This is a genomic window from Thermobifida fusca NBRC 14071 = JCM 3263 (genome assembly GCF_001592045.1).
Lineage (GTDB): Bacteria > Actinomycetota > Actinomycetes > Streptosporangiales > Streptosporangiaceae > Thermobifida > Thermobifida fusca.
This window is the reverse complement of record NZ_BCWB01000017.1, coordinates 47880-70006: the sequence shown is the minus strand read 5'-3', so window position 1 is coordinate 70006 and position 22127 is coordinate 47880. Positions and strand designations below refer to the sequence as shown.

The window sequence follows — 22127 nt, the reverse complement described above, 5'->3', positions numbered from 1 at the left end:
TTAGGACGCAAATTATTTGTGTGTTAATTCTTTGTCTGTCATTGCCTGTCTGGAGCGTGGCGCGTCCCGGCAGAGCCCTGCCGGGCACCCCGGGACGAGGCGGGCGACCCGAAGGGGAGATGAATCGTGGCCACACAGGTTGCGACGGCACCGAAGCCGTCGGTCCGGGCCCGGCCCGGCTCAAAGATCATCAGCGTGATCACGACGACTGACCACAAGGTGATCGGGAACATGTACCTGATCACCTCGTTCGCGTTCTTCCTGCTCGCCGGAGTCATGGCGCTGCTGATCCGGGCCGAGTTGATGTACCCGGGCATGCAGCTGATGAACAACGAGACCTACAACCAGTTGTTCACCATGCACGGCACGATCATGCTGTTCCTGTTCGCGACCCCGCTGTTCGCGGGTTTTGCGAACGCGCTCGTGCCGCTGCAGATCGGCGCGCCTGACGTGGCTTTCCCCCGCCTCAACCAGCTCGGGTACTACCTGTACCTGTTCGGCGGGCTGATCACGATCGCCGGGTTCATCACGCCCGGCGGTGCGGCGAGCTTCGGCTGGTTCGCCTACGTGCCGCTCTCGGATGCGGTGCGGTCCCCCGGCATCGGCGGCGACTTGTGGATCCTCGGCCTGGCGCTGACCGGCCTGTCCTCGATCCTGGGTGCGGTCAACTTCATCACCACGGTCGTGTGCATGCGCGCCCCCGGCATGACCATGTTCCGCATGCCGATCTTCACGTGGAACGCGGCGCTGACCGGTGTGCTGATCCTGCTCACCTTCCCCGTGCTCACCGGTGCCTTCATCGCCCTGCTCGCCGACCGGATCGTCGGCACCCACGTGTTCGACCCCGAGCATGGCGGGCCGATCCTCTACCAGCACCTGCTGTGGTTCTTCGGCCACCCGGAGGTCTACATCTTGGCCTTGCCGTTCTTCGGCATCGTCACCGAGATCCTCCCGGTGTTCAGCCGCAAGCCGATCTTCGGCTACAAGAGCCTGATCGGCGCCACCATCGCGATCGCCGGGCTGTCGGGAACCGTGTGGGCGCACCACATGTTCCCCACCGGCGCGGTGCTGCTGCCGTTCTTCTCCTTCATGACCTTCCTCATCGCGGTGCCGACCGGCGTGAAGTTCTTCAACTGGATCGGCACCATGTGGGGCGGCCAGCTCACCTTCGAGTCGCCGATGCTGTTCTCCATCGGCTTCATGGTCACCTTCCTCTTCGGCGGGCTGACCGGCATCATGCTCGCGTCGCCGCCCATGGACTTCCACGTGACCGACTCGTACTTCGTGATCGCCCACTTCCACTACACGCTGTTCGGCACTGTGGTGTTCGCGATGTTCGCGGGCTTCTACTTCTGGTGGCCGAAGCTCACCGGCAAGATGCTCAACGAGACGCTGGCCAAGTGGCACTTCTGGACGCTGTTCTTCAGCTTCCACGGCACCTTCCTCGTCCAGCACTGGCTGGGTGCGGAAGGCATGCCGCGCCGCTACGCCGACTACCTGCCGTCGGACGGGTTCACCCTGCTCAACCAGATCTCGTCGGTGTCCTCGTTCGTCTTGGGCATCTCCACGCTGATCTTCTTCTGGAACGTCTGGGTGACCGCGAAGAAGGCGCCGAAGGTGACCGTGGACGACCCGTGGGGCTACGGCTGCTCGCTGGAGTGGGCGACCTCCTGCCCGCCGCCGCGGCACAACTTCGTCTCGCTGCCGCGGATCCGTTCTGAGCGGCCCGCCTTCGACCTGCACCACCCGTATGCCGCTGTCCCGGTTGAGGAGCAGGACACCGCATCGGACGCAGCGGCACGGAAATGACTAGACAGGAGGCGCGCTGACGGGAGGGCGGCGGCGCCTCCATGGCCCGGCGGTGGTCTGGCGGACATCGTCGGCGGCACCGAAGGCGTTCCCAGCTCTGGGAACGCCTTCTTCGTAGGTGCCGGCTTTCGCGGAACCGGGGATGCAGGCGCCTCTCCGCGCCAGGGGAGGCGCAGAAACGGCCGGTGGCGGCCACTGCAGTGGCCGCCACCGGGAAGGAGATCTTGCTGACTCGCTGCGGGACCCTACCGCCTAGAAGGGGCAGGTGGAGCGGTACTCTTCGACCTCGCCGAAGAGTCCGTCGCGCGGTCCGGGGCAGAGGAACTGGGTGTAGCGGGTGTCGTTGTCGACGAACCGCTTGAGCCAGGCGACGCTGTACTTGCCGATGATCTTGTTGGGGATGTTCGGGGCGAAGTGGGTTGCGCCGTCCAGCTCCAGGTAGGCCTTGCTGATCGAGGTCGGGAGGCTGTTGTAGAAGGGCCGGGCGTGGGTGAGGACCGGAGCGATGGTGTCCAGGTCAGCACCGATGATGAGGGTGGGAACCCGCACACTGCTCCAGTTCTTGTTGAGGTGCCACGGGGTGAGCGGGATGGCGGCCTTCAGGTCGGGACGCTGGGAGGCCAGACGCAGGCTGCCGCCGCCGCCCATGGAGTGGCCCATGACCGCCAGTCGGCTGCTGTCGATCCGGCTGCGCACCGCGGACGAGGCGTCGTTGATCATGTAGTCCAGCGCGGCGTTGAGCTGGCGGGCCCGGCTGTCCGGCTGGTCGAGGGTGGTGTTGGTGTCGATGGTGATGACGACGAAGCCGTGGGAGGCGATGCGCTCGCCCAGCCAGGCGACAGAGGCCTGGGTGCCGGTGTAGCCGGGGGAGATCGCCACGGCACCGTAGGTGTTGTTCTCCCGCGGGTAGTAGATGGTGCCGCCGCCGAAACCGTCAGCACCGAAGCGGGAGGCCCGTTCTTCACTCACGGAGAAGGGGCCGCTGCGGGCTTCGAGCAGGGCGTCGGTCGGGTTGGGGCCGCGCTCGTAGGGGTTGGCGGCATGAGCGGGGGCGGCCAGGCTGACCGCGGTCACAAGCGCTGTGGCAGCCGCGGCGGTGAAGCGCAGTGCCCGGGAGAGCAGGGAAGAGCGCTCCCGGCGGGGGGTAATCACAGCCATTGCACGTCCTCTTCGGTTCTGTGCAGGGCCGGGCCGCGCCGCATGCGGGGGCATGCATGGACGTGGACCCGGACTCCCGCCTCGCCACTGGAGGTGAGCGGCGCCGTTGGCGGTAGGCACGCGGCGCTTGCCTCCCGGACGCGGGGGTGCCATGGGTTCCGGGCCGTTCGCGTGGGGTCCGAACGGTCCAGCCCGCGAGCGCCGCGCCTTTCCGCCGCGGGGGTGGAGAAGGCACGGCGCGTGCGACCGGTAGGCGAAGCCGGTGTGCCCGGCCACGTGCGGTCAACGAGCCGCTCAGCAGGCGGAGGTAAGGAGGTTTGGGGTTTATGCGCTCCTTATCTCGACTGCGTTGCCACTATGGGGCAAGTCACAGTGATCATGCATCCGTAAAACCACCAGTGTTGTACCCGAACTTCGTTCGGTATCGGGGGTGCGATGGGGCAAAAAGGGTGGTTTGTCGCATTTTTCGAATGAAAAGGGGGGACAAAACGGCCGGTGGCGGCCACCGCAGTGACCGCCACCGAAAGAATGGGGAGGAAAGACTCGTCGTGTTCTCTTCCTAGAACGGGCAGGTGGAGCGGTACTCTTCGACCTCGCCGAAGAGTCCGTCGCGCGGTCCGGGGCAGAGGAACTGGGTGTAGCGGGTGTCGTTGTCGACGAACCGCTTGAGCCAGGCGACACTGTACTTGCCGATGATCTTGTTGGGGATGTTCGGGGCGAAGTGGGTTGCGCCGTCCAGCTCCAGGTAGGCCTTGCTGATGGAGCTCGGCAGGCTGTTGTAGAACGGTTTCGCGTGCGTGGCGACCGGCGCGATCGTGTCGAGGTCGGCCCCGATGATCAGCGTCGGCACGGTGACGCTGCTCCAGTTCTTGTTGAGGTGCCACGGGGTGAGCGGGATGGCGGCCTTCAGGTCGGGACGCTGGGAGGCCAGACGCAGGGTGCCGCCGCCGCCCATGGAGTGGCCCATGACCGCCAGTCGGCTGCTGTCGATCCGGCTGCGCACCGTGGAGGACGCCCGGTTGATCATGTGGTTCAGCGCGGCGTTGAGCTGCTCTGCCCGGCTGTCCGGCTGGTCGAGGGTGGTGATGGTGTCGATGGTGATGACGACGAAGCCGTGGGAGGCGATGCGCTCGCCCAGCCAGGCGATGGAAGCCTCAGTGCCGGTGTAGCCGGGGGAGATCGCCACCGCACCGTAGGTGTTGTTCTCCCGCGGGTAGTAGATGGTGCCGCCGCCGAAGCCGCTGGCGCTCAACCGGGAGACGTTCTCCTCGCTGACGGAGAAGGGGCCGCTGCTGGCTTCGAGCAGGGCGTCGGTCGGGTTGGGGCCGCGCTCGTAGGGGTTGGCGGCATGAGCGGGGGCGGCCAGGCTGACCGCGGTCACAAGCGCTGTGGCAGCCGCAGCCGTCACTTGCAGAGCTCGGGAGAGCAGGGAAGAGCGCTCCCGGCGGGGGGTCATCACAGCCATTGCACATCCTCTTCGTGTAAGGGCGAAAGCGGAGGGTCGCCCGTGGACGGAGGGAGGAGCGGCACTGGCCACGGCAGGGGCAGACCGGATGTGCGGGGGATGGTGGGCCGTTCACCGTGGGGACACTGAACGGTCCATGCCCACCGGGGCGCCGTCCCCGAGAGTCCGAAGCCGGGCGTGACCGTCGCAGCGGGGGGCCGATGCGGCAGGCACTGGTGGGCGAGGGTCTGCCTCGTCGTGGTCAGCCATTGCGGTAGGCCGCTCACAACGTTGCGGTAAGGAGATCCGGCGGTAACCGGTTCTGTGTCTTAACCGCAACGTCACTATTCGGCATGGGGGAGCCGGATGGCATCCGTGAAATCACCAGTGTCTCGCCAAACCACAGGTCAAATAGTGTGTTTTACGAGGAAATGTCCATAAATGTGGGGGTGGGGTGGGACAGAGAAAAAGCCCGGAATCCTGACTCCGGGGCTGAAATAGGTAGCGAGAATACCCGCTCGGACTCATTCCGGAATGGACAGCGGGCTCCACGGCGGGAGGTACACCACCCACGACCACGGGTCGTCGGCGGGACCCACGGGCAGCGCGTCCCAGTCAGCGGCCCACTCGGGCGGACCGTCCTCCTTGGCGAGCAGCCCGAACGGTACGGTCCGGCTCACCGCGAGCAGCTCCTCCAGGGTGTGCGTGGTGTTGTTGCCGGACGCCGCCGCCGAGGCGCACCCCGCGTAGTAGGCGATGGGAATGGCCTCGTCCCCGGTGAGCACGCACGGCGGGCGTAGCCCGGCCGCATGCAGCTCCTCGGCGAGCCGGGCATAGTTCTCCCGGGCCGCCGTGTGGACGGTGACCCAGTGGGTGAGGATCGCCCCCTGGATGAGGAGATGTCCGAGGATCGCCACGGCCAACCCGGCACCCAGCACGGGACGCAGCCGGGGCCGGGTCGCCGTCCACGCATCGTGCAGTCCTGCCGCAGCGGGCAGCATGAGCAGCGCGTACGTGGGCTGGAGGAAACGCGGCGCCGTGTAGGAGACGAGGAACAGGTAGGTGAACGCGAGCGACCCGGCGACCACCACAGGCAGCCACCCCAGAGCGGGACGTCCCGCCCGGTGAGCGCCGACAATCCCGCCCACCACCAGTACGACCAAAGCGATCGGCCAGAGCAGGGCAGGCCAGCGCACCAGGTCCTCGGTGCAGGGGCGGCACAGCAGCGGCCCGTCCAACGCGGTGACCACGTACCCCACAGCCAGGGTCCACCCGGTCCCGCCCTGGATCTCGGAGGCCCGAGCCAGCCGGGAGAGCACGCCCCCGTAGGAGAGCTCCGCTTCCACCAGCCACGGTGCCACACCGGCCAGGCCGCCGCCGGCCACGGCCGCGAGCAGCGGTACCCGCCGCCACGACGGCACGACAAGTCCGGCCAGCCCCAAAGGCGCGGTCAACCAGAACGCGTCACTGGGCCGCATCAGCCCGGCCACCGCCAGCATGGCTGCAAGCCCGGCCAGCGCAGACCGGGACGCGGGTTCGCGGACCGCGACCAGGAACCAGCCGACCGCGCCCACCGCGGCCATCGCCGTGAAATGGTTGGGCATCGCCGCGGCCGCGTAGAACAAGCTGACCCACAGGCTCGCATACCCGAAGGCTGCGAGCGGCACCACCCCGCTGCGCGGATACAGCCGCAGCCACGGCCAGAACGCCGCGCCCATGGCCACGGCCGCGGCCGCAGCCAGCCACACCCGAAGCGCCACCACCGAGTCGGTGACGAGCACCACCGGCGCGGCCAGCAGCGACACCCCGCGCGACCGGGGCGCGCTGAAGAACGCGGCGGGATTGCGGGGATCGTACTGGCTGACGTAGACGACCTCGTCCCATCCCAGGCCCAGCCACGGCGGGACCAGGGTGAGGCCCGCGACGGCGAACACCGTGCAGACCGCACCCACAACCCAGCCGGGCGCGGGGAGCACCCCGCCGCGTCCGGCCCGCGCCGGGGCCGGTGATGCGCTGGGAAGCGGGGATTGCAGTGCAGAGGACACGTTCCCTCCTCGGTTCACGAGACACAGGAGCAGGGGGGAACGTGGGCGGGCCCGGCGGTCCGCGGCAGTCGGGCCCCGGGACGCAAGTCACGGGTGGAACAGGGTTTTCACCATCCCGTTGTCCTTGTGCTGGAACGCCGCATAGGCGTACGGCGCTTCCGCGAGGGGGAGCCGGTGGGTGGCGAACGAGTCCACACCCAGCGGGTCGTCGTCGGTGAGCAGCGGCAGGATCTCGTCGACCCACCGCCGGACGTTGGCCTGCCCCATCCGGATCTGGACCTGCTTGTCGAACAGGGTGAGCATGGGCAGCGGGTCCGCGATCCCGCCGTAGACCCCGGACAGGGAGATCGTGCCGCCCCGCCGGACCAGGGTGATGGCCGTGTGCAGCGCGGTGAGCCGGTCCACTCCCGCGGTGGTGATGAGGGCGGCGCCCGCCTTGCTGGGCAGGAGCGCGGTCAGGCGCTGCGCGGTCCGCGTGATCGGTGACCCGTGCGCTTCCATGCCCACGGCGTCGATGACGGCGTCGGGGCCGCGCCCGTCGGTCAGGTCCCGGATCGCGTCGACCGTGTCTTCGTCGAAGTGGAAGGTGGTGACCCCGCGCCGCGCAGCCCGGGACAGCCGTTCGGGGACCACGTCGACGCCGAAGACCTGCCCGGCGCCGAGGTGCTGGGCGACCCGGCAGCACATGTCGCCGATGGGTCCCAGCCCTAGCACGGCGAGGCTGCCGCCTGGCGGGACCGCGGCGTAGCGCACCGCCTGCCACGCGGTGGCCAGCACGTCGGAAAGGTAGACGAACCGGTCGTCCGGCGGGCCTTTTGGGACTTTGATCGGGCCGTAGTCGGCGTGCGGGACACGGAGGTACTCCGCCTGCGCGCCGGGGACCGACCCGTAGAGGCTGCTGTAGCCGAAGAGGCGGCCGCCCATGCCGGTCTCCCTGACCTGTGTCGTCTCGCACTGGGCTTGGAGGCCTTGGACGCACATGAAGCAGTGGCCGCAGGCGATGTTGAACGGGACCACCACCCGGTCGCCGGGCCGGAGGGTGGTGACCGCGTCGCCCACCGCTTCCACCACCCCCATCGGCTCATGGCCGAGGATGTCGCCTTCCCGCATGAACGGCGCCATCACCTCGTACAAGTGCAGGTCGGATCCGCACAGCCCGCTGCTGGTGATGCGGATGATCGCGTCAGTGGGTTCCTCGATGGTCGGGTCGGGGACGGTTTCCACGCGCACGTCGCGCGGCCCCTGCCAGGTGAGCGCTCGCATGCTGGTTCCTCTTCTCCTGGTGATCCGGTCGGCCGTCGCGCATCACCACAGGTGACCGGGAACGGCGCCGCGAACCGTGCGGACGGCCGAACGTGCGGCGGCGGACCTCAGGAGTCCGGGCGGTGCAGCGGCGGAATCTTGAGGTTCCGCCGCTGGGCAGCGCCTAGTCGAAGGCGTCTTTGACTTTGTCGGTGAGGCCTTGCCGCGGCCCCGGGGCACGCTGGGCGCCTTTCTCCGAGCCTTGGCCGGGAGCACCCGCGAACGTCCCGTACAGCGAGTCGCGGGGCGGCGGGACGGAAGCCGGTCCGCCCAGCGGTTCGGGGTCTTCCAGGTAGCGCAGGCGGCGCTGGCCGTCCGGGGCGGTCCGCCGCATCCAGCCGCCTTGCGCGGCAGTGCTGCCAGCGGACAGGCCCCAGATCGTGTCGGCATGCTCCTGGTTTTCTTCGTCGAAGAGCGCGTTGGGGGCGATGGCGCCCTCCAACCCGTCTTCCTTGAGCTCTTCGATCGCGGCCAGCCACAGGTTCTGGTGCACGGTGTCCCGGGCGAGGTTGAATTTGAGCATTTCTTTGACACCCGGGTCGTCAGTCATGGCGTAGAGGCGTGCGGTCTGCACTCTGCCTTGCGCTTCGGCGGCGACGTTGGCGTAGAAGTCGGCGAGCAGGTTGCCGCTGGCCACGATGTACTTGCCGTTCCACGGGGTGCCTGAGGAGTCGGCGAGGGTCGCCCCGCCGCCGGACACGATCGCCTGCTGGACGTCCATGCCGCCGACGACGGCCGCGACCACCGGGTCGCGTACGGCTTCGGCCGTGGTGTCGGACGGGGCGCCTTCCAGGAGCCGCGCCACCATGGTGGCGAGCATTTCCACGTGGCCGATCTCCTCGGTGGCCACGTCCATGATGAGGTCCTTGTACTTGCCTTCGATCCGGCAGTTCCACCCCTGGAAGAGGTACTGCATGGTCACGGTCATCTCGCCGTAGGCCCCGCCGATGAGCTCTTGGAGCTTCTTCGCGAACAGCGGATCGGGTTTTTCGGGTTTGGCTTCGAACTGCAGGCGTTTGTCGTGACGGAACATCCTGCTCCCTTCCCCGGGCGGGCAGCCCTGGTCGCACGACGGTCGGATGGCGACGGCTACCCGTGGGGAGGGCAGGTGAACGTCACCGGGTTGGGATGACGGAAGTTTTCCGTCCCCGCCGCCTGGGGATGACCACCCGCTGGTGGCGGGACCGGGCAGGAGAGCAGCGGCGCGGCACTGGGCGTCCGCGCGGGACCGACGGGCCCCGCGCGTCGGCCTGGGAGCGGGGACAGGTCAGTGGTCCCCGACGAGTTGGCGCCGCAGCGTCGTCAGGATCGCGGCGAGCCGCCGTGAGACGTGCATCTGCGACAGTCCGACGATCTCGGCGATCTGCGCCTGGGTCTTGTCCCCGGCGAAGCGGAGCAGCAGGATACGACGGTCGCGGGGCGACAGGGCGGCCAAGGCGGGGCGCAGCGCCGCATGGTCGACGACACGTTCCAACGCGTCGTCGAGTCCGCCCAGGGTGTCGCCCAGGGTGGCGCCGTCATCGTCGGGCCCGAACGGCACGTCGAGGGAGAGCGTGCTGTAGGCGCGGGCCGCGTCGATGAGCTCCAAGGTCTGCTCCTCGTCCATCTCCAGCAGCTCCGCGAGCTCCCGGACCGTGGGCGAGCGGCCGTGCCGCTGGGTGAACTCTGCGGTGACCCGGTTGAGTTCGGCGCGCTTCTCCTGGTATTTGCGCGGGACCCGGATCGCCCAGGTGCGGTCTCTGAAGTGGCGTTTCACCTCGCCGGTCATCATCGGCAGCGCATAGGAGATGAACTCTTTGCCGTAGGCGGGGTCGAAGTTGCGGATGGCGTTGTACAGCCCCACCATCGCGACCTGGCGCAGGTCTTCTTCGGGCTCGCCGCGGTTGCGGTACTGGCGGGCGATGCGTCGGGCCACGGGAGCGTGCAGCTCGGTGAGTTTGAGGTAGATGCGTTCGCGAGCTTTCGGGTCGTCCCGGACCCGGTCGAGTTCGGCGAGTAGCTCGCGGGTCTCGCGAAGATACGCTTCGTCGGCGTGGCGTGGCGGCCGGCTGTTACGGCTGTGACTGCCGTTGGAGCTGTGGCCGCTGTGGGAAACCGAAACGGACATGGGCAACGTCCCCCGCAGGGTCATGGGTGTGGTCCGCGCACCTCGGATGGGTGTGGTGGCCCTGCTTCCGCCCGGCTCTGTCATGGTGCGGGGCGCCTAGCTGGTGTGCGGTGCCGTCGTTTTCGGCGAAAACGGGCCGAAGTATCGGATGTGATGTAGGTCCCCATTTGGACCCAGATTTCGCCACTCACTGTAAGCAAGAGATCACGAGAAGGGAACAGACGCGGCCGAAACCGGGAAGTTGTTTTGCCCGGGGACAACACAGCAGAGTTTGGGACCGGGGCAACCGGGTGAGTGAGTCCCCGCAGTGGTCACACCAACCATGGGGAGGCGCTATGCGGCAACGTCTGGCACTGCTGGGGCTCGCAGCGGCGGCCACCGGGTACGCGGTCCGGCGGGCCCGCCGCTACCCGCTCCGCGACCGGGTCGCGCTCATCACCGGAGGCTCCCGCGGCCTGGGCCTGCTGCTCGCCCGCGAACTGGGCGTGCGGGGCTGCCGGGTCGCGGTGTGCGCCCGCAACGGTGACGAACTGCGGCGGGCCGTCACCGACCTGCGCGCTTTGGGCATCACCGCCCACGGGATCACCTGCGACCTGCGCGACCGCGACCAGATCCGCGCCATGGTCGCGGAGACTGCCGACTACTTCGACGGGCTCGACATCGTCGTCAACAATGCGGGGATCATCCACAGCGCCCCGTTGGACGCGCTCGGGGAGACCGAGTTCGACGACGCGATGCGGATCATGTTCTGGGCGCCTCTGTGGGTGTTCCAGGAAGCCAGACCGCACCTGAAAGGCGGGGTGCTCGTCAACATCACCTCGGTGGGCGGCAAGATCAGCCCGCCCCACCTGCTGCCCTACGCCTGCGCCAAGTTCGCCCACGTGGGGCTCTCGGAAGGGCTTGACGCGGAACTCGTCCGCGACAACATCCGCGTGCTCACCGTCGTGCCCGGCCTGATGCGCACCGGGTCGACCCGCCGCGCCAACTACGCGGGCAACGCCGCCCTGGAGTACGCCTGGTTCTCCCTGCTCGCGGGCACCCCGCTGGTGTCGATGAGCGCGGCACGGGCAGCGCGCCGGATCGTCGACGCCATCGAGGACGGGCGGCACCATCTCACCCTCACCCCGCTGGCACGGGTCGCGACCGCCGCGCACGGGATCGCCCCCGGTTTCACCCAGGGCGTGCTGCGCACCGTGAACCGGATACTGCCGGGACCGGGCACGGAAGGCCCCACCGTCGGTTTTGAGGCCGCCTCCCGCGCCGACCAGTGGGGGATGCGGTTCCTCACCTGGTTCAACGACCGGGCTGGCCGGGACCTCAACCAGATGCCCGAAGCCGGCCGTGCCCCAGTGCCCAAGCCTCGGACGCGGCGCCGGACGCTGCGGCGCCGCACCCGCCGCTGACCGTCCGCACCGCCCGCCGGACACGGCCTGGGGGAAAGGGCCGCGTTACCGCGGGGATTCCGGGTAGCGGTGGAGACCACGCATCTGGCCTGACCGTTGCGCCCGAACCGCGGGGGAGGGCACGCCGATGGAGCATGAACCGCACGTCAAGGAGCTGCTCACCACGCTCAAACGTGCTGCGAGCGCGCTCAAAGCCCACGAGGTGCCGTTCGCGCTCAGCGGAGGGTTTGCGGCGTTCGCGCGGGGAGCGCCCCCGTCCCGCAAGGACGTGGACTTCGTGGTGCTGCCCGAAGACGCCGAACGGGCCCTCCGCGTGCTGATCGGGATCGGGTTCACCCCCGCCGACGCTCCCGAGGACTGGCTGCTCAAAGCCTACGACGGGGAGGTCGAAGTGGACCTCCTCCACACCCCGGCCAACGTGCCGATCACCCCCGCCACGCTGGCCCGCGCCACCCCGCTGGAAGTCGACTCGGTCCGGATGCCCGTCATGGACGCCACGGACCTGGTCCTGCTGCGGATGCGTGCGTTCGGGGAGCACGAATGCGATTTCTCCGGCCCGCTGCTCATCGCCCGCGCATTGCGCGAACAAGTGGACTGGGACCGGGTGCGCGCCGAAGTGGGGGACTCCCCGTACGCGGCTGCGTTCCTGGGCCTGCTCACCCGGCTCGGAGTGATCAGCGGCGGGGAGCAGGAGGGGCGCGTCCCGCCGCAATACCTGGCCGGCCGCCTCCAGCGGACCCTGGCGGAAGACCCGCGTACCGCGGAGCAGGAGATCCGGGTACGCGTGGTGGGAGACGACGTCTACCTGAGCGGACAGGTGTCCTGTCCCCGGCGCCGCGGCAGGGTGCTTGACGTGGCGCGGGAGCAGTTGCCGGGCTACCGCATCCACGACGAACTGTCCGTGGTCCGCTTCGACGGCCCCATCCGAGAGGAGCGACTGACATGATCACTGTCGCTGCCGTGGGCGACGTGCACATGGACCAGGAGATGCGGGGACGCTACCGGCCGCGGCTCGGTGGGCTGGCGGGCGACGCCGACGTGCTGCTCCTGGCCGGCGACTTGACCAAGCACGGCACGGTCGAGGAGGCGCAGGTGGTCGCCGACGAGTTCCGCGACCTGCCCGTGCCCGTGGTCGCGGTGCTCGGCAACCACGACTACCACTCCGATGCCCACGAGGAGATCGCCGCCTTGCTGCGGGCCGTGGGGATCACCGTGGTCGAAGGGGAGGGCACGGTCGTGGCCTGCCCGGGGGGACGACTCGGCGTGGCCGGGGTGAAAGGCTTCGCTTTAGGGTTTCCAGGCCAGTGCGCGTCCGAGTTCGGCGAACCGGAGATGAAGTGTTTCGCCAGGAGCTCGCGGGAAGCCGCCGAACGGCTCGGGGCAGCGCTGGCGTCGCTGGACGCGGACACTGTGGTCGCCCTCACCCACTATGCGCCGGTCCGGGACACGCTGGCGGGGGAGCCCGTGGAGATCTTCCCGTTCCTCGGCAGCTACCTGCTGGCGGAGGCGATTGATGCGGCGGGGGCGGCTCTCGCGGTGCACGGGCACGCCCACCGGGGCACCGAGGTGGGGATGACCGCGGGCGGGGTGCCGGTGCGCAACGTGGCTTTGCCGGTCCTCGGCCGCCCCTACGGGGTGTACCGACTCGACGAGCGCACGACACAGCCCACCCGCTGAGGGGCGCGGGCCCCACCGGGGCGCGGCTGCGCCCGGACACGGACGGCGGAGCCCTGCAGGGCGTCTGCGCCGCTAGCCGCTGAGCTCCGGGTCTTCCCCCGGCCGGGGCGAAGTGGGTTTCAACGGGTCGTGGCCCAAGGTCATCAGGGCGTGCCGCCACTCGTCGTCGTCCGGTCGGGGATTCTGCAGCAGCAACGACACCTCGTCCACCACGGTCTGCATGGTGTCCACGTCTTCATCAGTCAGGTCGGTGCGCCGCTTGGTCAGCACGTGGATGATTTTCCGGCCCTCCTCGTCGATGTTCAGCGAGGGGTGGGAGGTGAAGCCTTCCGGGTTCGACGCCTCGGTCAGCAGCCAGGAACGCAGTTCGTTGCCGTTCATGTTGACGAGTTCGTGGAACCGCGTCCACAGCCGGTCGAGAGCGTCCTCGCTGAGACGGTGCTGCGCCATATGTGCCTCCCCGTGACTGCTGCGGATCCGGACATCTCTTGCCGGTTTCGCTACCGAACCTGGTCCGCGGCAAACCCGCCGGCCCGGCAACGTTTGCCGACCGGTGTGCGCGGTACCCGCGAGGACAACCGTGGAATGGCACTGGGCGAGGGAGGAAGGAACCGTGGGCATCGTCCGCGCGGCAGCACAGGGGGCAGTGGCGGGGTTCGCGGCAACCGGGGCGATGAGCGGGCTCCTGGCCGCGGCCTACCGGCGGGGCAAGGATCCGCTGCTCCCCCCGAAACTGGTGACCCGGCGGCTGCTGCCGGGCGGGCGGGAGCGCACTCCGCGCCCGGGGGAGAACGCGGTAACCGTGCTCGCCCACGCCGGGTTCGGGGTGGCGGCGGGCGCCGTCTTCGGCGCCGCGACAGGGGAACGGTCCCCCGGCCTGGTCGCGGGGGCATGCTACGGGCTGCTGGTGTGGCTGCTCAGCTACGAGGGGTGGGTGCCGCGGCTCACCGTGCAGCCGCCCGCGCACCGCGACAACCCGAAACGCGCGGTCACCATGGTCGTGGCGCACCTGGTGTACGGGGCCGCGCTCGCCGCGGCGCTCCGCCGGATGCGCAGGTGATGTTTAGCTGCGAGGGCAGCGGTCAGGCGTGGGGGATAGGGAGGTAGCGCCGAGACGGCAGAGGAGTGACAGCCGATGCCCGCGAAAGATGAGTTGCCGAGCACGCTGCAGCGCTCGTCGGAGAAGGCGCAGCGCACCTGGATCAAAGCCCACGATTCAGCGGTGGAGACCTACGGGGAGGGGGAGCGTGCCCACCGTGTCGCGTACGCGGCGTTGAAGCACTCGTTCGAAAAGGTGGGGGACCACTGGGAGCCGAAGGAAGCCCAGGGGCCGTCGGATCCGCAGGCCGCCAACCCCCGTGCGGGCCGCGGCGCAGACGTGGACACCGCGGAAGGGGTGGACGTCACCGCTTCCAAGAAGCACTTGTACGAGCGCGCCCGCGACTTGGGGATTCCCGGCCGGTCCACGATGACGAAGGAGGAGCTGGTGGCGGCATTGCAGCGGGAGAACCGGGCCCGTACCCGCCAGGCCCGGCAGTGACCTGGACCGCGCCCGCGGGCCAGAGGGCTTGGCCGCGGGGGCCGGTCACCGGGGGAGGGAGGCGAGGAGGTCTGTACACGCTTCGAGTACTTCGTCGGTGGTGATGGCGGCAAGACCCGGGTCGACGCGGGTGGCGCGCGGGTCCCCAGTGGTGCCCGACCACAGGCAGCGGTGCCGTTCCCGGTCGATCCGCGGCCCCCAGGTCGCGGGTGAGGACGGGCCGAACAGGGTCACCGACGGGGTGCCGTAGGCGGTCGCCAGGTGCGCGACCCCGGTGTCCCCGCTGACCACGAGCCGGGCGTGCGCGATGAGGGAGGCGAGCTGGGACAGCCCGGTCCGGCCGGCGAGGTCGTCCTGCGGGGACAGGCCTGCCACGCGGGCAATGCGTTCCGCGAGGCGCTGTTCTGCCGGGGAGCCGGTGACCACCACCCGCATCCCTTGGTCGCGCAGGTGGCGGGCGATCTCCGCGAACCGCAGCTCCGGCCAGCGGCGGGCAGCGAAGGCCGCCCCCGGGTGGATGACCACGGTCGAAGAGGTGTCCTTCTCTTCCGGGGGTACAGGCCACCGCAGGTCTTCGGGGTCGGCGGTGATGCCGTAGTAGGCCAGCAGCCGGCACCACCGGTCGACTTCGTGCAGGTCGACGGTCCATGCCGGGCCGGGCACGATCGCGTCGTCGGGGTCGTAGTGGGCCCACAGCAGCCGCGGGTGGAGCGCGGCAAGGGCACGAGTGCTCTGCGGGCCGCGCCCGTGCAGGTTGACGGCGATGTCGGGTGGGCTGAGCCCGGACCACGGCGGGGTGACGGGACCGGTGACCGTGACGGTCTCCCACGGAAGCCCGGCGAGGGCGAGCAGTTCCGCGGTGGACTCGGGGCCCGCGAGGATAGGCCGGTGCTGGGAGAAGGTGCGGCTCAGCGCGCGCAAGGCGGGGACCGCGGTCACGAAGTCGCCGAGTCCGCGGGCGCGCAGGACGAGCAGGATCGGCCGCTCCCGTTCCCCAGGGGCCAGCGGGGGAAGGGGAAAGGCCGGCACGAAACCGTACTGTTCTTTCATAACCCACACCTACCAGAAAACGACCAGGACAAACGTTGACCCGGGGACGCGGATACCTGGGGTGAGCTTGGTGGGAAACAGGACTGGCGGGCGGTTCGACTGACCGCCCCGCGGGTAGCCGGGCCCGCATGAGACTTGGCGAACCCATTCGGAAGATTGAACGGAACGAGAGCCTGGACCAGATCGCGGCGTTCGCGGAGCGGCTGGTGGACCGGGTCGTCCCCCGGGGGAAGGCCCGCGACCTGCTGCACGGGGTGCCGCTCGGCCATCCGGTCCACCCGCTGCTGATCCAGGTGCCGATCGGCTCGTGGCTGTCAGCGTTCCTACTGGACTTGGTGCCGGGTGGCGGCCCTGGGCTGCGCCGCTCCGCGCACCTGCTGGTGAATATCGGTGTCCTCACCGCGATCCCCGCGGCGATTGCCGGGTGGGTGGACCTCTCCCAGCAGCACAAACGCCAGCAGCGCACCGGTGTGATCCACGCTCTGGCCAACGGCACGGGCATTCTGCTGTTCGGCCTGTCGTCGCTGGCGCGTTCCCGGGGACAGCATTCGACGGGGGCGATGCTCGGCGGCATGGGGTTGAGCGCGGTCGCGTTCGCCGGCATGCTCGGCGGCCACTTGTCCTACTACCGCGCGAGCGGGGCCAACCGCGCCGACTACCTGATCGACCGGATGCCGTCCGAGTGGCACAAGATCGGCATGCTCAAGGACTTCCCCGAGGGGAAACCCGCCCGGGCCCAGGTGGGCGAGGTGCCGCTGGCCGTGGTGCGGATCAAGGACAACGTGCACGCGCTGGTGGGGGTCTGCTCTCACTTGGGTGGCCCGCTCGAGAAGGGGAAGATCGAGGGGGACTGCATCCGCTGCCCGTGGCACGGCAGCATGTTCCGGCTTACCGACGGTGTCGTGGCGCACGGTCCCGCTACCGCGGCCCAGCCGATGATGGAGGTGTCGGTACGCGACGGCGCGGTGTGGGTGCGCCGCCCGCAGGACCGCCCCGCCACGGAGGTTCCCCGTCCCCGAGCCGAAACCGAAGCGGCGCAGCGCAAAGAGAAGGAGAAGAAGACCACCGCACGGTGACCGCTGCCCGGGGAGCCTAAGAGTTTCCCGCGGCCAGCATGCCCGCATCCGGGTGCGGGGCGTCGTCGAACGCCTCGCACCACCGGGCCCCGCCCGGCCTGTCGGCCGGGAGCACCCCTCTTCCGCCCCGCCTCGATCAGACTGCTCTTCCCGTCCCGGCCTGTCCGTCCCCTGCCGTAGGAGGCACGCGGCGGCACCGCTCGTCCCGGCACACCCCGAAATCCCCGGTTTGCCAGGGTTGACGACGTAGTGTTTAAGAAGCGTTTCTCTTGGTAGTCAATGGCCTGCTCCGAGGCGGGAGGGGACGACCTGATGCGGTTGATCGGTGTTGCTGCTGTTCGTCACAGCTCGGCCGCCGCGCATGCCAGCGGCACCACAGCCGGGCCGGGCACCCCGGCAGCACAGTGCCGCCGCGGGCCCCGCGCCGCAGCCGCACCGCACCCCGCGTCCCGGGCGTCCAGCCCTGTCCCGCGGCGACGGCGGGCCCGCACCGCCGGATCACCCCACGCGGGGGCGGAGCCGTCCTGGAGGAAGCTGCGCGCGTGCTGACCGGGAGGGTGGAGATGCCGGAGCCGACGCATTCGGTGGTCGTGCCCACGGCGGGACGCCCCCGCCCGCCCTTGGACCCGGTCCCCTGGCCGACGTCGGGACTCGACGCCGCACCGCCGACCGCGGCCGCCCTGGCCGACGCCGTGCGGCTGCCGTTCGCCACGCACCTATCCCGGAAGAGCGGAGGGACAAGTCTGGTGTCCGCCACGTGGTTGACCTCGTACCCGCACCGCCCTGCTGGCATCCAGCGGCGGCCAGAGAATTCGTTGACGGTGACCCGGGCCCGCCCTCCGTCCGCGCCGCCGGATCGGCGGCGGACCCCGCCGCAGGCACGCGGGCACACCCGTCCACCGTGCCCTGCCTTCCTGCCGCACAGTGTGGCAGCGGCGTTCGAACCGACCCAGCGCCGTCCCACGGTGCTGGTCGCGTGTCTGGACAGCAGCGGCGAAGTGCTCCTGTCCGGTCCCGCGGTCAGAGCGGTGGCGGGGAGCGCGCAGCGGGTGGTCATGCTGACGGATCCGCGGGGCAGCGCCGCAGCCCGGATGCTGCCCGGCGTGGACAGGGTGATCGAGTGGCGTGCGCCGTGGACCAGGGACAGGGAACCCGGCGAGTACTGGCCGGAGCTGCTCGGGTTCTGCGCCGCGCTCGGCGAGGTCCGTCCGGATGCTGCACTGGTCTTCACCTCCGCCCACCAGTCCCCGCTGCCGCTGGCCCTGCTGCTCCGGCTGACCGGGGTGCCGTGGATCGGCGCGATCAGCATGGACGATCCGGGGAACCTGCTCGACCTGCACCACCAGGTTCCCGAGGGGATGCCGGAAGCGGAGCGTCTGCTGTCGCTCGTGGAAGCCGCCGGCTACCGGCTGCGGGCCAGTGACTCGGGTCGGCTCGCTGTGCGCCGCCCGCTCCCGGACACGACGGACTTGACCGGACCGGACGGCTATGTGGCCGTGCACGTGGGCGGGTCGGCGCCTGCCCGGCGGCTGCCGGTACGGCTTGCCGTGGAAGCCACCGCGAAACTGGCCGCTGAGGGGATCCGCGTGGTGGTGACCGGTGCGGCCGAAGACAAGGCGGAGGCCGCGGCCGTCGCGGAAGCGGGGGCGCTTGACCTGGCGGGGCGCACCAGCCTGCCGGAGCTCGCCGACGTGGTGGACCGTGCCGCGGTGCTCGTGGTCGGCAACACCGCCCCCGCCCACTTGGCCGCTGCCGTGCAGACCCCGGTGGTGTCCCTGTTCGCCCCGGTCGTTCCCGCCTCGGCGTGGGCGCCCTACGGCACCCGGCTGCGGCTGCTCGGCGACCAGAACGCCCGCTGCGCGGGGAGCCGGGCCCGCGCCTGCCCGGTTCCCGGCCACCCCTGCCTGAATTCGGTGACCGCCGACGAGGTGGTGCAGGCCGTCCACGAGTTCGTGGGGGCGCGATGACCCCGGCCGGGGCCCGCGTCCCGGCGCGCAGACGCCGCGGTGCGTGCGCGGCACCGCAGCACGTTCCGCGCAACCCAGGACTCACCCGGTTCCACGCCGACGGGAACCGGCTGTTCCAGGAGGTGACACGGTGAGGATCGCCATGGTCTCCGCGTCCGCTAGCCCGCTGGCTGTGCTCGGCGGGGCAGACGTGGGCGGACCGCACGTCTACATCGCGGAACTCTCCGCAGCACTGGCCCGGCTCGGGCACGAGGTGGTCGTCTACACCCGCCGCACTGCAGAAGGGATGTCCGGGGACGTGGTGCTGGGACCGGGGGTGCGGGTCCGGCCCTTGGCGGCGGGGCCCGCTGTCGCGCTCAGCGACGAGGACCTGCTGCCGCACCTGCCCGAGTTCGCGCAGGAGTTGCGGGCGGCGTGGGCTCGCGAGCTGCCTGAGGTGGTCCACGCCTACGGGTGGACGAGCGGTATGGCGGCGGTGGAGGCGGCCCGCGGCAGCGGTACCGCGGTGGTGCAGACTTTCCACGGTCTCGGCACCGCCTACCGCCGGTTCCGGGGAGCTGCGGATCCGCTGGCAGCCGGGCGGATCGCGCTGGAACGGTCGGTGGCCGCGCAGGCCACGCTGCTCATCGCCACGTCGACGGCGGAGCAGCGGGAGCTCCGCTCGTGGGGGGTGGCTGCTGCCCGAATCAGAGTGGTGCCGTGCGGGGTTGACGTGGCGCGTTTCACCCCGGAGGGGCCGCGGGCGCCCCGCGGGGAGCGGCCGCGGATCCTCACCCTGGGCCAGTTGCGGCCCCGGAAAGGGGTGGAGACAGCGATCCGGGCCCTGCCCGCCGTGCCCGACGCTGAACTGGTGGTTGTTGGGGGGCCAGAGGCGTCCACGGTGCGCACCGATCCCGAGGCGGTACGCCTGCACCGGCTCGCCCGGCGCCTCGGTGTGGCGGATCGGGTGTGCTTCCTGGGCCGTGTCCCGCACGGGGAGGTCCCGGCCCTGCTGCGCTCCGCCGACGTGGTCGTCAACGTGCCGTGGGACGAACCGTGCGGGATGAGCACTGTGGAGGCGATGGCCTGCGGCATTCCCGTGGTCGCTTCGGATGCGGGGAGCCACCGCGACACGGTGGTGCACGAGATCACGGGGGTGCTCGTGCCGCCCCGGGATCCGCGCGCGCTCGGGGTCCGGTTGCGGTCGCTGCTGCACGATGTGGTGGCCGCGGAAAGCTACGGGATCGCCGGGGCGGACCGGGCCGCGGCCCGGTTTTCGTGGGAGACCGTGGCCCGCGAGGTCGACGCGTGCTGTGCGGCGGCATTGGATGCCGCGGGCCGCAGCCCGTGCCTTGCCACCGAGGCGCTGCCGTAGCCGCCTGCCCTGCGGGACCGTGTCCCCCGGTTATGCGGCCAGTCCCGGCGGGGCGGGTACTCCGTCCGGGTGGAGGGCTTCGGCGACGGGGGCGGCCACCTGGGGGTGGCGCAGGTATTCCTCGACGTCGTGGGGGCGCCGCCGCGAGTTGGCGGTGACGACTTCCACGAGCCCCGGCCCCCACACGGGGGTCAGCGGGCAGCCGATGGTGGTGGCGTCCGCCGGGGTCCACGCGTTGAGCCATGCCGTGACCCGGTCGGGGCGGCGCGGCGGCTGGAGGAGGACCCGGGTGTAGACAGCGTCGAGTCCGAGCGGGCTGCCCATGGTGACGAGCAGCGGCACGGTGATGTCGGGGCGGGCCCGGCTGAGCAGGTCGACCGCTACGACGGTGCCGAGGCTGTGGCTGACGATGACGGCCTGCCCGCTCTGCGGGAGGGCGGCGGCGACCTGGTCGAGGATCGCGGTTTTCACGTCCTGGTCGCCCAGGTAGGCGGCGACGTCCCGCAGGAAGAGGGCGATGAGGGTTTCGTCGAGGCCGCTGCGGGCTGCCACCCAGCTCAACTGCCGCTGCAGGCGGCTGGTGAGCGGGGAGAGCAGGCCGAGCGCGGAGCCGCCTTCATGGTCGGTGTTCCCGTGGACGAGTTCGGCGGGCATCCCGGAGCGGAGCGCGGCCTGTTCCAGGAGCGAGGTGTAGATCGCGCGGGGCTCGTCGAGGACGGGGGCGAGTGTTTCCGCGGTGGTGGTGGCTTCGGTGTCTGCCGCGTCCACGGTGAGTTCGGCGAGCAGGTCCCCGTAGTAGGGGAACCACACTGTTTCGGGGGAGATGGTGGGCAGTCGGGCGGCGAGCAGCCCTGAGTTGAGTGCGGCTGTCCACGTGGCGCGTAGCCGTGCGGGGTCTTCTCCGGCCAGACCGCGGCCGTGGAGGAAGACGAGGTGGATGTCGTCGGGGGCGCTGCTGCCGCGCAGCCCGGTTCCGGTGGGCCGGGAGGAGCGGTGGCGTTCCCAGTACGGTCCCGCGCTGGCTGCGGTCTCCCCGGCGAGACCGGATGCGGGGCCGAGGGTGGCGAGCAGTTCGCGCTGGGCCGGGGGCAGGTCGAGCGTGGCGAGGAAGTCCAGGATGGAGCTGACCCGGGTGCCTTCGTTGCCGAGCCAGGCGGCGACCGAGTCGGGGTCGCCGGGCCGCAGCGGGGTGCCGTCGATGCGCAGCCGCTGTCCGCGGGCGTCGCGCCGCGGCACAGCGGAGTGGTGGAGCGCCACGACTTCCCACTGGTCGTTGAAGACGGGCGACCCGGAGCTGCCGGGTTCGGTGTCCGCGGAGTACTGGAGGAAGTCGTCGGTCTGCTGGAGGAGTCGGCTGTCGCGGACCGCGATTTCTTTGAGGCGTCCGCGGGGGTGGCCGATGAGGTTGACCGGTTCTCCGGCCACGACTTTTCCTTGGGTGCGCAACAGCGGGTTCCAGCCGAAGACGTCGCCGGGTGGGCTGCCGTCGGGGCCGGGGTGGACGCGGACGAGCGCGAAGTCGAGTTCCCGGTCGGCGAGGAAGAGCGTGTCCGGGTCGAGGCGGTAGCGCACGGGGACGCGGGGCTGCAGGTCTGCGTCGACTTCGGCGGCGAATTCGGCGACGACCTGTTCTGCGGTCTCGGGGGCGGTGAGTACGTGGTGGTTGGTGAGGAGGAGTTCGGGGGCGACGAGGAATCCGGTGCCGTAGGGGAGTTCCCTGCCGTGGTGGAGCAGGATGAGCCGGGCGATTGAGGCCGCGGCGCGCGCCCCGCGGTAGAGAAAGGCGACGGACTGCAACTGGTTGGCGTCCCCGATGATGCGCTGGTAGATCCGGTGCCGTTGCGCGGGGTCGGCGGCGGTGGCGGGGGGTGCGGGGGCGCGGTGGAGTGCGGCGAGGCGTTCTGCCCGCGCTTTGATCTGGTCGAAGGTGTCGTGGATGAGGATGCCGGTGCGCTGTTGGAGCTGCTGGAGCCGGGCCCGGTTCCGGGCAGTGTCCGTGAACCGCTGTGCGGCGCGCTGTTCCTGCCACCGCCGTTCCACGGTGATCCGGTAAGGAACGTCCATCCGATTCCTTCCTCTCCTCCTCCGGCGGGTGATCCGCCGGCCTCCCTGTTCTCCATGGTCGCTTGCTGACCGGAGAAATGCTGGGAAACGGAGAAAACTGTCGGTTTCCCGGGTGTCATCCGCGGAAGTTT

General features: G+C 70.2%; 18 protein-coding genes. 9 read left to right on the top strand and 9 right to left on the bottom strand.

Features of this window, described 5'->3' with window-relative positions:
- The first annotated feature begins 126 nt into the window (after positions 1–126).
- Positions 127–1809: an aa3-type cytochrome oxidase subunit I gene (gene ctaD, locus TF1_RS03260; protein ID WP_011291328.1), complete on the top strand. Its 1683-nt coding sequence runs from the start codon at positions 127–129 to the stop codon at positions 1807–1809.
- A 252-nt stretch (positions 1810–2061) separates the two neighbouring features.
- Here the strand turns inward: ctaD and TF1_RS03255 are convergent, their stop codons facing one another.
- From TF1_RS03255 to TF1_RS03230, 6 genes are all read right to left on the bottom strand, one after another.
- The gene (locus TF1_RS03255; RefSeq protein WP_061783624.1) at positions 2062–2967 is read right to left on the bottom strand and encodes a cutinase/poly(ethylene terephthalate) hydrolase; all 906 of its coding nucleotides are present in this window, start codon (positions 2965–2967) and stop codon (positions 2062–2064) included.
- 559 nt (positions 2968–3526) lie between these two features.
- Positions 3527–4432 carry a cutinase/poly(ethylene terephthalate) hydrolase gene (locus TF1_RS03250; RefSeq protein WP_011291330.1) on the bottom strand — a complete coding sequence of 302 codons (906 nt, stop codon included), beginning with the start codon at positions 4430–4432 and terminating at the stop codon, positions 3527–3529.
- A gap of 503 nt (positions 4433–4935) precedes the next feature.
- On the bottom strand, positions 4936–6456 hold the full coding sequence (locus TF1_RS03245) for a hypothetical protein (RefSeq protein WP_061783623.1): 1521 nt from the start codon (positions 6454–6456) through the stop codon (positions 4936–4938).
- 87 nt (positions 6457–6543) lie between these two features.
- Positions 6544–7719 carry a zinc-dependent alcohol dehydrogenase gene (locus tag TF1_RS03240; RefSeq protein ID WP_011291332.1) on the bottom strand — a complete coding sequence of 392 codons (1176 nt, stop codon included), beginning with the start codon at positions 7717–7719 and terminating at the stop codon, positions 6544–6546.
- A gap of 163 nt (positions 7720–7882) precedes the next feature.
- Positions 7883–8791: a manganese catalase family protein gene (locus TF1_RS03235; RefSeq protein WP_011291333.1), complete on the bottom strand. Its 909-nt coding sequence runs from the start codon at positions 8789–8791 to the stop codon at positions 7883–7885.
- Between the two features lie 234 nt (positions 8792–9025).
- Positions 9026–9865 (bottom strand): SigB/SigF/SigG family RNA polymerase sigma factor, encoded by an 840-nt coding sequence (locus TF1_RS03230; protein WP_016188396.1) that lies wholly within the window; start codon positions 9863–9865, stop codon positions 9026–9028.
- A gap of 335 nt (positions 9866–10200) precedes the next feature.
- Here TF1_RS03230 and TF1_RS03225 point away from each other — a divergent pair, with 335 nt between their 5' ends.
- The 3 genes from TF1_RS03225 (at position 10201) to TF1_RS03215 (ending at position 12945) form a co-directional block, all read left to right on the top strand.
- The gene (locus TF1_RS03225) at positions 10201–11268 is read left to right on the top strand and encodes an SDR family NAD(P)-dependent oxidoreductase (RefSeq protein ID WP_011291335.1); all 1068 of its coding nucleotides are present in this window, start codon (positions 10201–10203) and stop codon (positions 11266–11268) included.
- Positions 11269–11395: 127 nt separating this feature from the next.
- The gene (locus TF1_RS03220; protein ID WP_011291336.1) at positions 11396–12214 is read left to right on the top strand and encodes a nucleotidyltransferase; all 819 of its coding nucleotides are present in this window, start codon (positions 11396–11398) and stop codon (positions 12212–12214) included.
- A complete protein-coding gene (locus tag TF1_RS03215) occupies positions 12211–12945 on the top strand; it encodes a metallophosphoesterase family protein (protein WP_011291337.1) in 735 nt (244 codons plus the stop codon). Before TF1_RS03220 ends, TF1_RS03215 begins: the two co-directional genes overlap by 4 nt.
- 72 nt (positions 12946–13017) lie before the next feature.
- Here the strand turns inward: TF1_RS03215 and TF1_RS03210 are convergent, their stop codons facing one another.
- Positions 13018–13395, bottom strand: a complete 378-nt coding sequence (locus TF1_RS03210; RefSeq protein ID WP_011291338.1) for a DUF3140 domain-containing protein — start codon at positions 13393–13395, stop codon at positions 13018–13020.
- A gap of 163 nt (positions 13396–13558) precedes the next feature.
- Here TF1_RS03210 and TF1_RS03205 point away from each other — a divergent pair, with 163 nt between their 5' ends.
- Together TF1_RS03205 and TF1_RS03200 are read left to right on the top strand one after the other, a co-directional pair.
- On the top strand, positions 13559–14005 hold the full coding sequence (locus TF1_RS03205; RefSeq protein WP_016188397.1) for a DUF6789 family protein: 447 nt from the start codon (positions 13559–13561) through the stop codon (positions 14003–14005).
- Between the two features lie 75 nt (positions 14006–14080).
- Entirely contained in the window at positions 14081–14485 is a 405-nt protein-coding gene (locus TF1_RS03200) for a ChaB family protein (protein WP_011291340.1), read from the top strand.
- A 45-nt stretch (positions 14486–14530) separates the two neighbouring features.
- On the opposite strand, the gene TF1_RS03195 is transcribed toward TF1_RS03200, so the two are convergent.
- Entirely contained in the window at positions 14531–15535 is a 1005-nt protein-coding gene (locus TF1_RS03195; protein WP_011291341.1) for a glycosyltransferase family 9 protein, read from the bottom strand.
- 128 nt (positions 15536–15663) lie between these two features.
- Between TF1_RS03195 and TF1_RS03190 the strand changes: the two genes are divergently transcribed.
- From TF1_RS03190 to TF1_RS03180, 3 genes are all read left to right on the top strand, one after another.
- A complete protein-coding gene (locus tag TF1_RS03190) occupies positions 15664–16611 on the top strand; it encodes a Rieske 2Fe-2S domain-containing protein (RefSeq protein ID WP_011291342.1) in 948 nt (315 codons plus the stop codon).
- Positions 16612–17537: 926 nt separating this feature from the next.
- On the top strand, positions 17538–18578 hold the full coding sequence (locus TF1_RS03185) for a glycosyltransferase family 9 protein (protein WP_016188399.1): 1041 nt from the start codon (positions 17538–17540) through the stop codon (positions 18576–18578).
- Positions 18579–18708: 130 nt separating this feature from the next.
- Positions 18709–19932, top strand: coding sequence for a glycosyltransferase (locus tag TF1_RS03180; RefSeq protein ID WP_255266132.1), 1224 nt, complete (start codon positions 18709–18711; stop codon positions 19930–19932).
- 30 nt (positions 19933–19962) lie between these two features.
- Here TF1_RS03180 and TF1_RS03175 read toward each other — a convergent pair whose 3' ends face one another.
- Positions 19963–21996 carry a trypsin-like serine peptidase gene (locus tag TF1_RS03175; RefSeq protein WP_061783622.1) on the bottom strand — a complete coding sequence of 678 codons (2034 nt, stop codon included), beginning with the start codon at positions 21994–21996 and terminating at the stop codon, positions 19963–19965.
- Positions 21997–22127: the final 131 nt, after the last annotated feature.

Bases quoted from the DNA above. Each gene is read 5' to 3' on its own strand.
- TF1_RS03200 (WP_011291340.1), top strand. From the start codon at position 14,081: ATGCCCGCGAAAGATGAGTTGCCGAGCACGCTGCAGCGCTCGTCGGAG.
- TF1_RS03240 (WP_011291332.1), bottom strand. From the start codon at position 7,719: ATGCGAGCGCTCACCTGGCAGGGGCCGCGCGACGTGCGCGTGGAAACC.
- TF1_RS03250 (WP_011291330.1), bottom strand. From the start codon at position 4,432: ATGGCTGTGATGACCCCCCGCCGGGAGCGCTCTTCCCTGCTCTCCCGA.
- TF1_RS03230 (WP_016188396.1), bottom strand. From the start codon at position 9,865: ATGTCCGTTTCGGTTTCCCACAGCGGCCACAGCTCCAACGGCAGTCAC.
- TF1_RS03175 (WP_061783622.1), bottom strand. From the start codon at position 21,996: ATGGACGTTCCTTACCGGATCACCGTGGAACGGCGGTGGCAGGAACAG.
- TF1_RS03255 (WP_061783624.1), bottom strand. From the start codon at position 2,967: ATGGCTGTGATTACCCCCCGCCGGGAGCGCTCTTCCCTGCTCTCCCGG.
- TF1_RS03215 (WP_011291337.1), top strand. From the start codon at position 12,211: ATGATCACTGTCGCTGCCGTGGGCGACGTGCACATGGACCAGGAGATG.
- TF1_RS03190 (WP_011291342.1), top strand. From the start codon at position 15,664: ATGAGACTTGGCGAACCCATTCGGAAGATTGAACGGAACGAGAGCCTG.
- TF1_RS03225 (WP_011291335.1), top strand. From the start codon at position 10,201: ATGCGGCAACGTCTGGCACTGCTGGGGCTCGCAGCGGCGGCCACCGGG.
- TF1_RS03195 (WP_011291341.1), bottom strand. From the start codon at position 15,535: ATGAAAGAACAGTACGGTTTCGTGCCGGCCTTTCCCCTTCCCCCGCTG.
- TF1_RS03210 (WP_011291338.1), bottom strand. From the start codon at position 13,395: ATGGCGCAGCACCGTCTCAGCGAGGACGCTCTCGACCGGCTGTGGACG.
- TF1_RS03220 (WP_011291336.1), top strand. From the start codon at position 11,396: ATGGAGCATGAACCGCACGTCAAGGAGCTGCTCACCACGCTCAAACGT.
- TF1_RS03235 (WP_011291333.1), bottom strand. From the start codon at position 8,791: ATGTTCCGTCACGACAAACGCCTGCAGTTCGAAGCCAAACCCGAAAAA.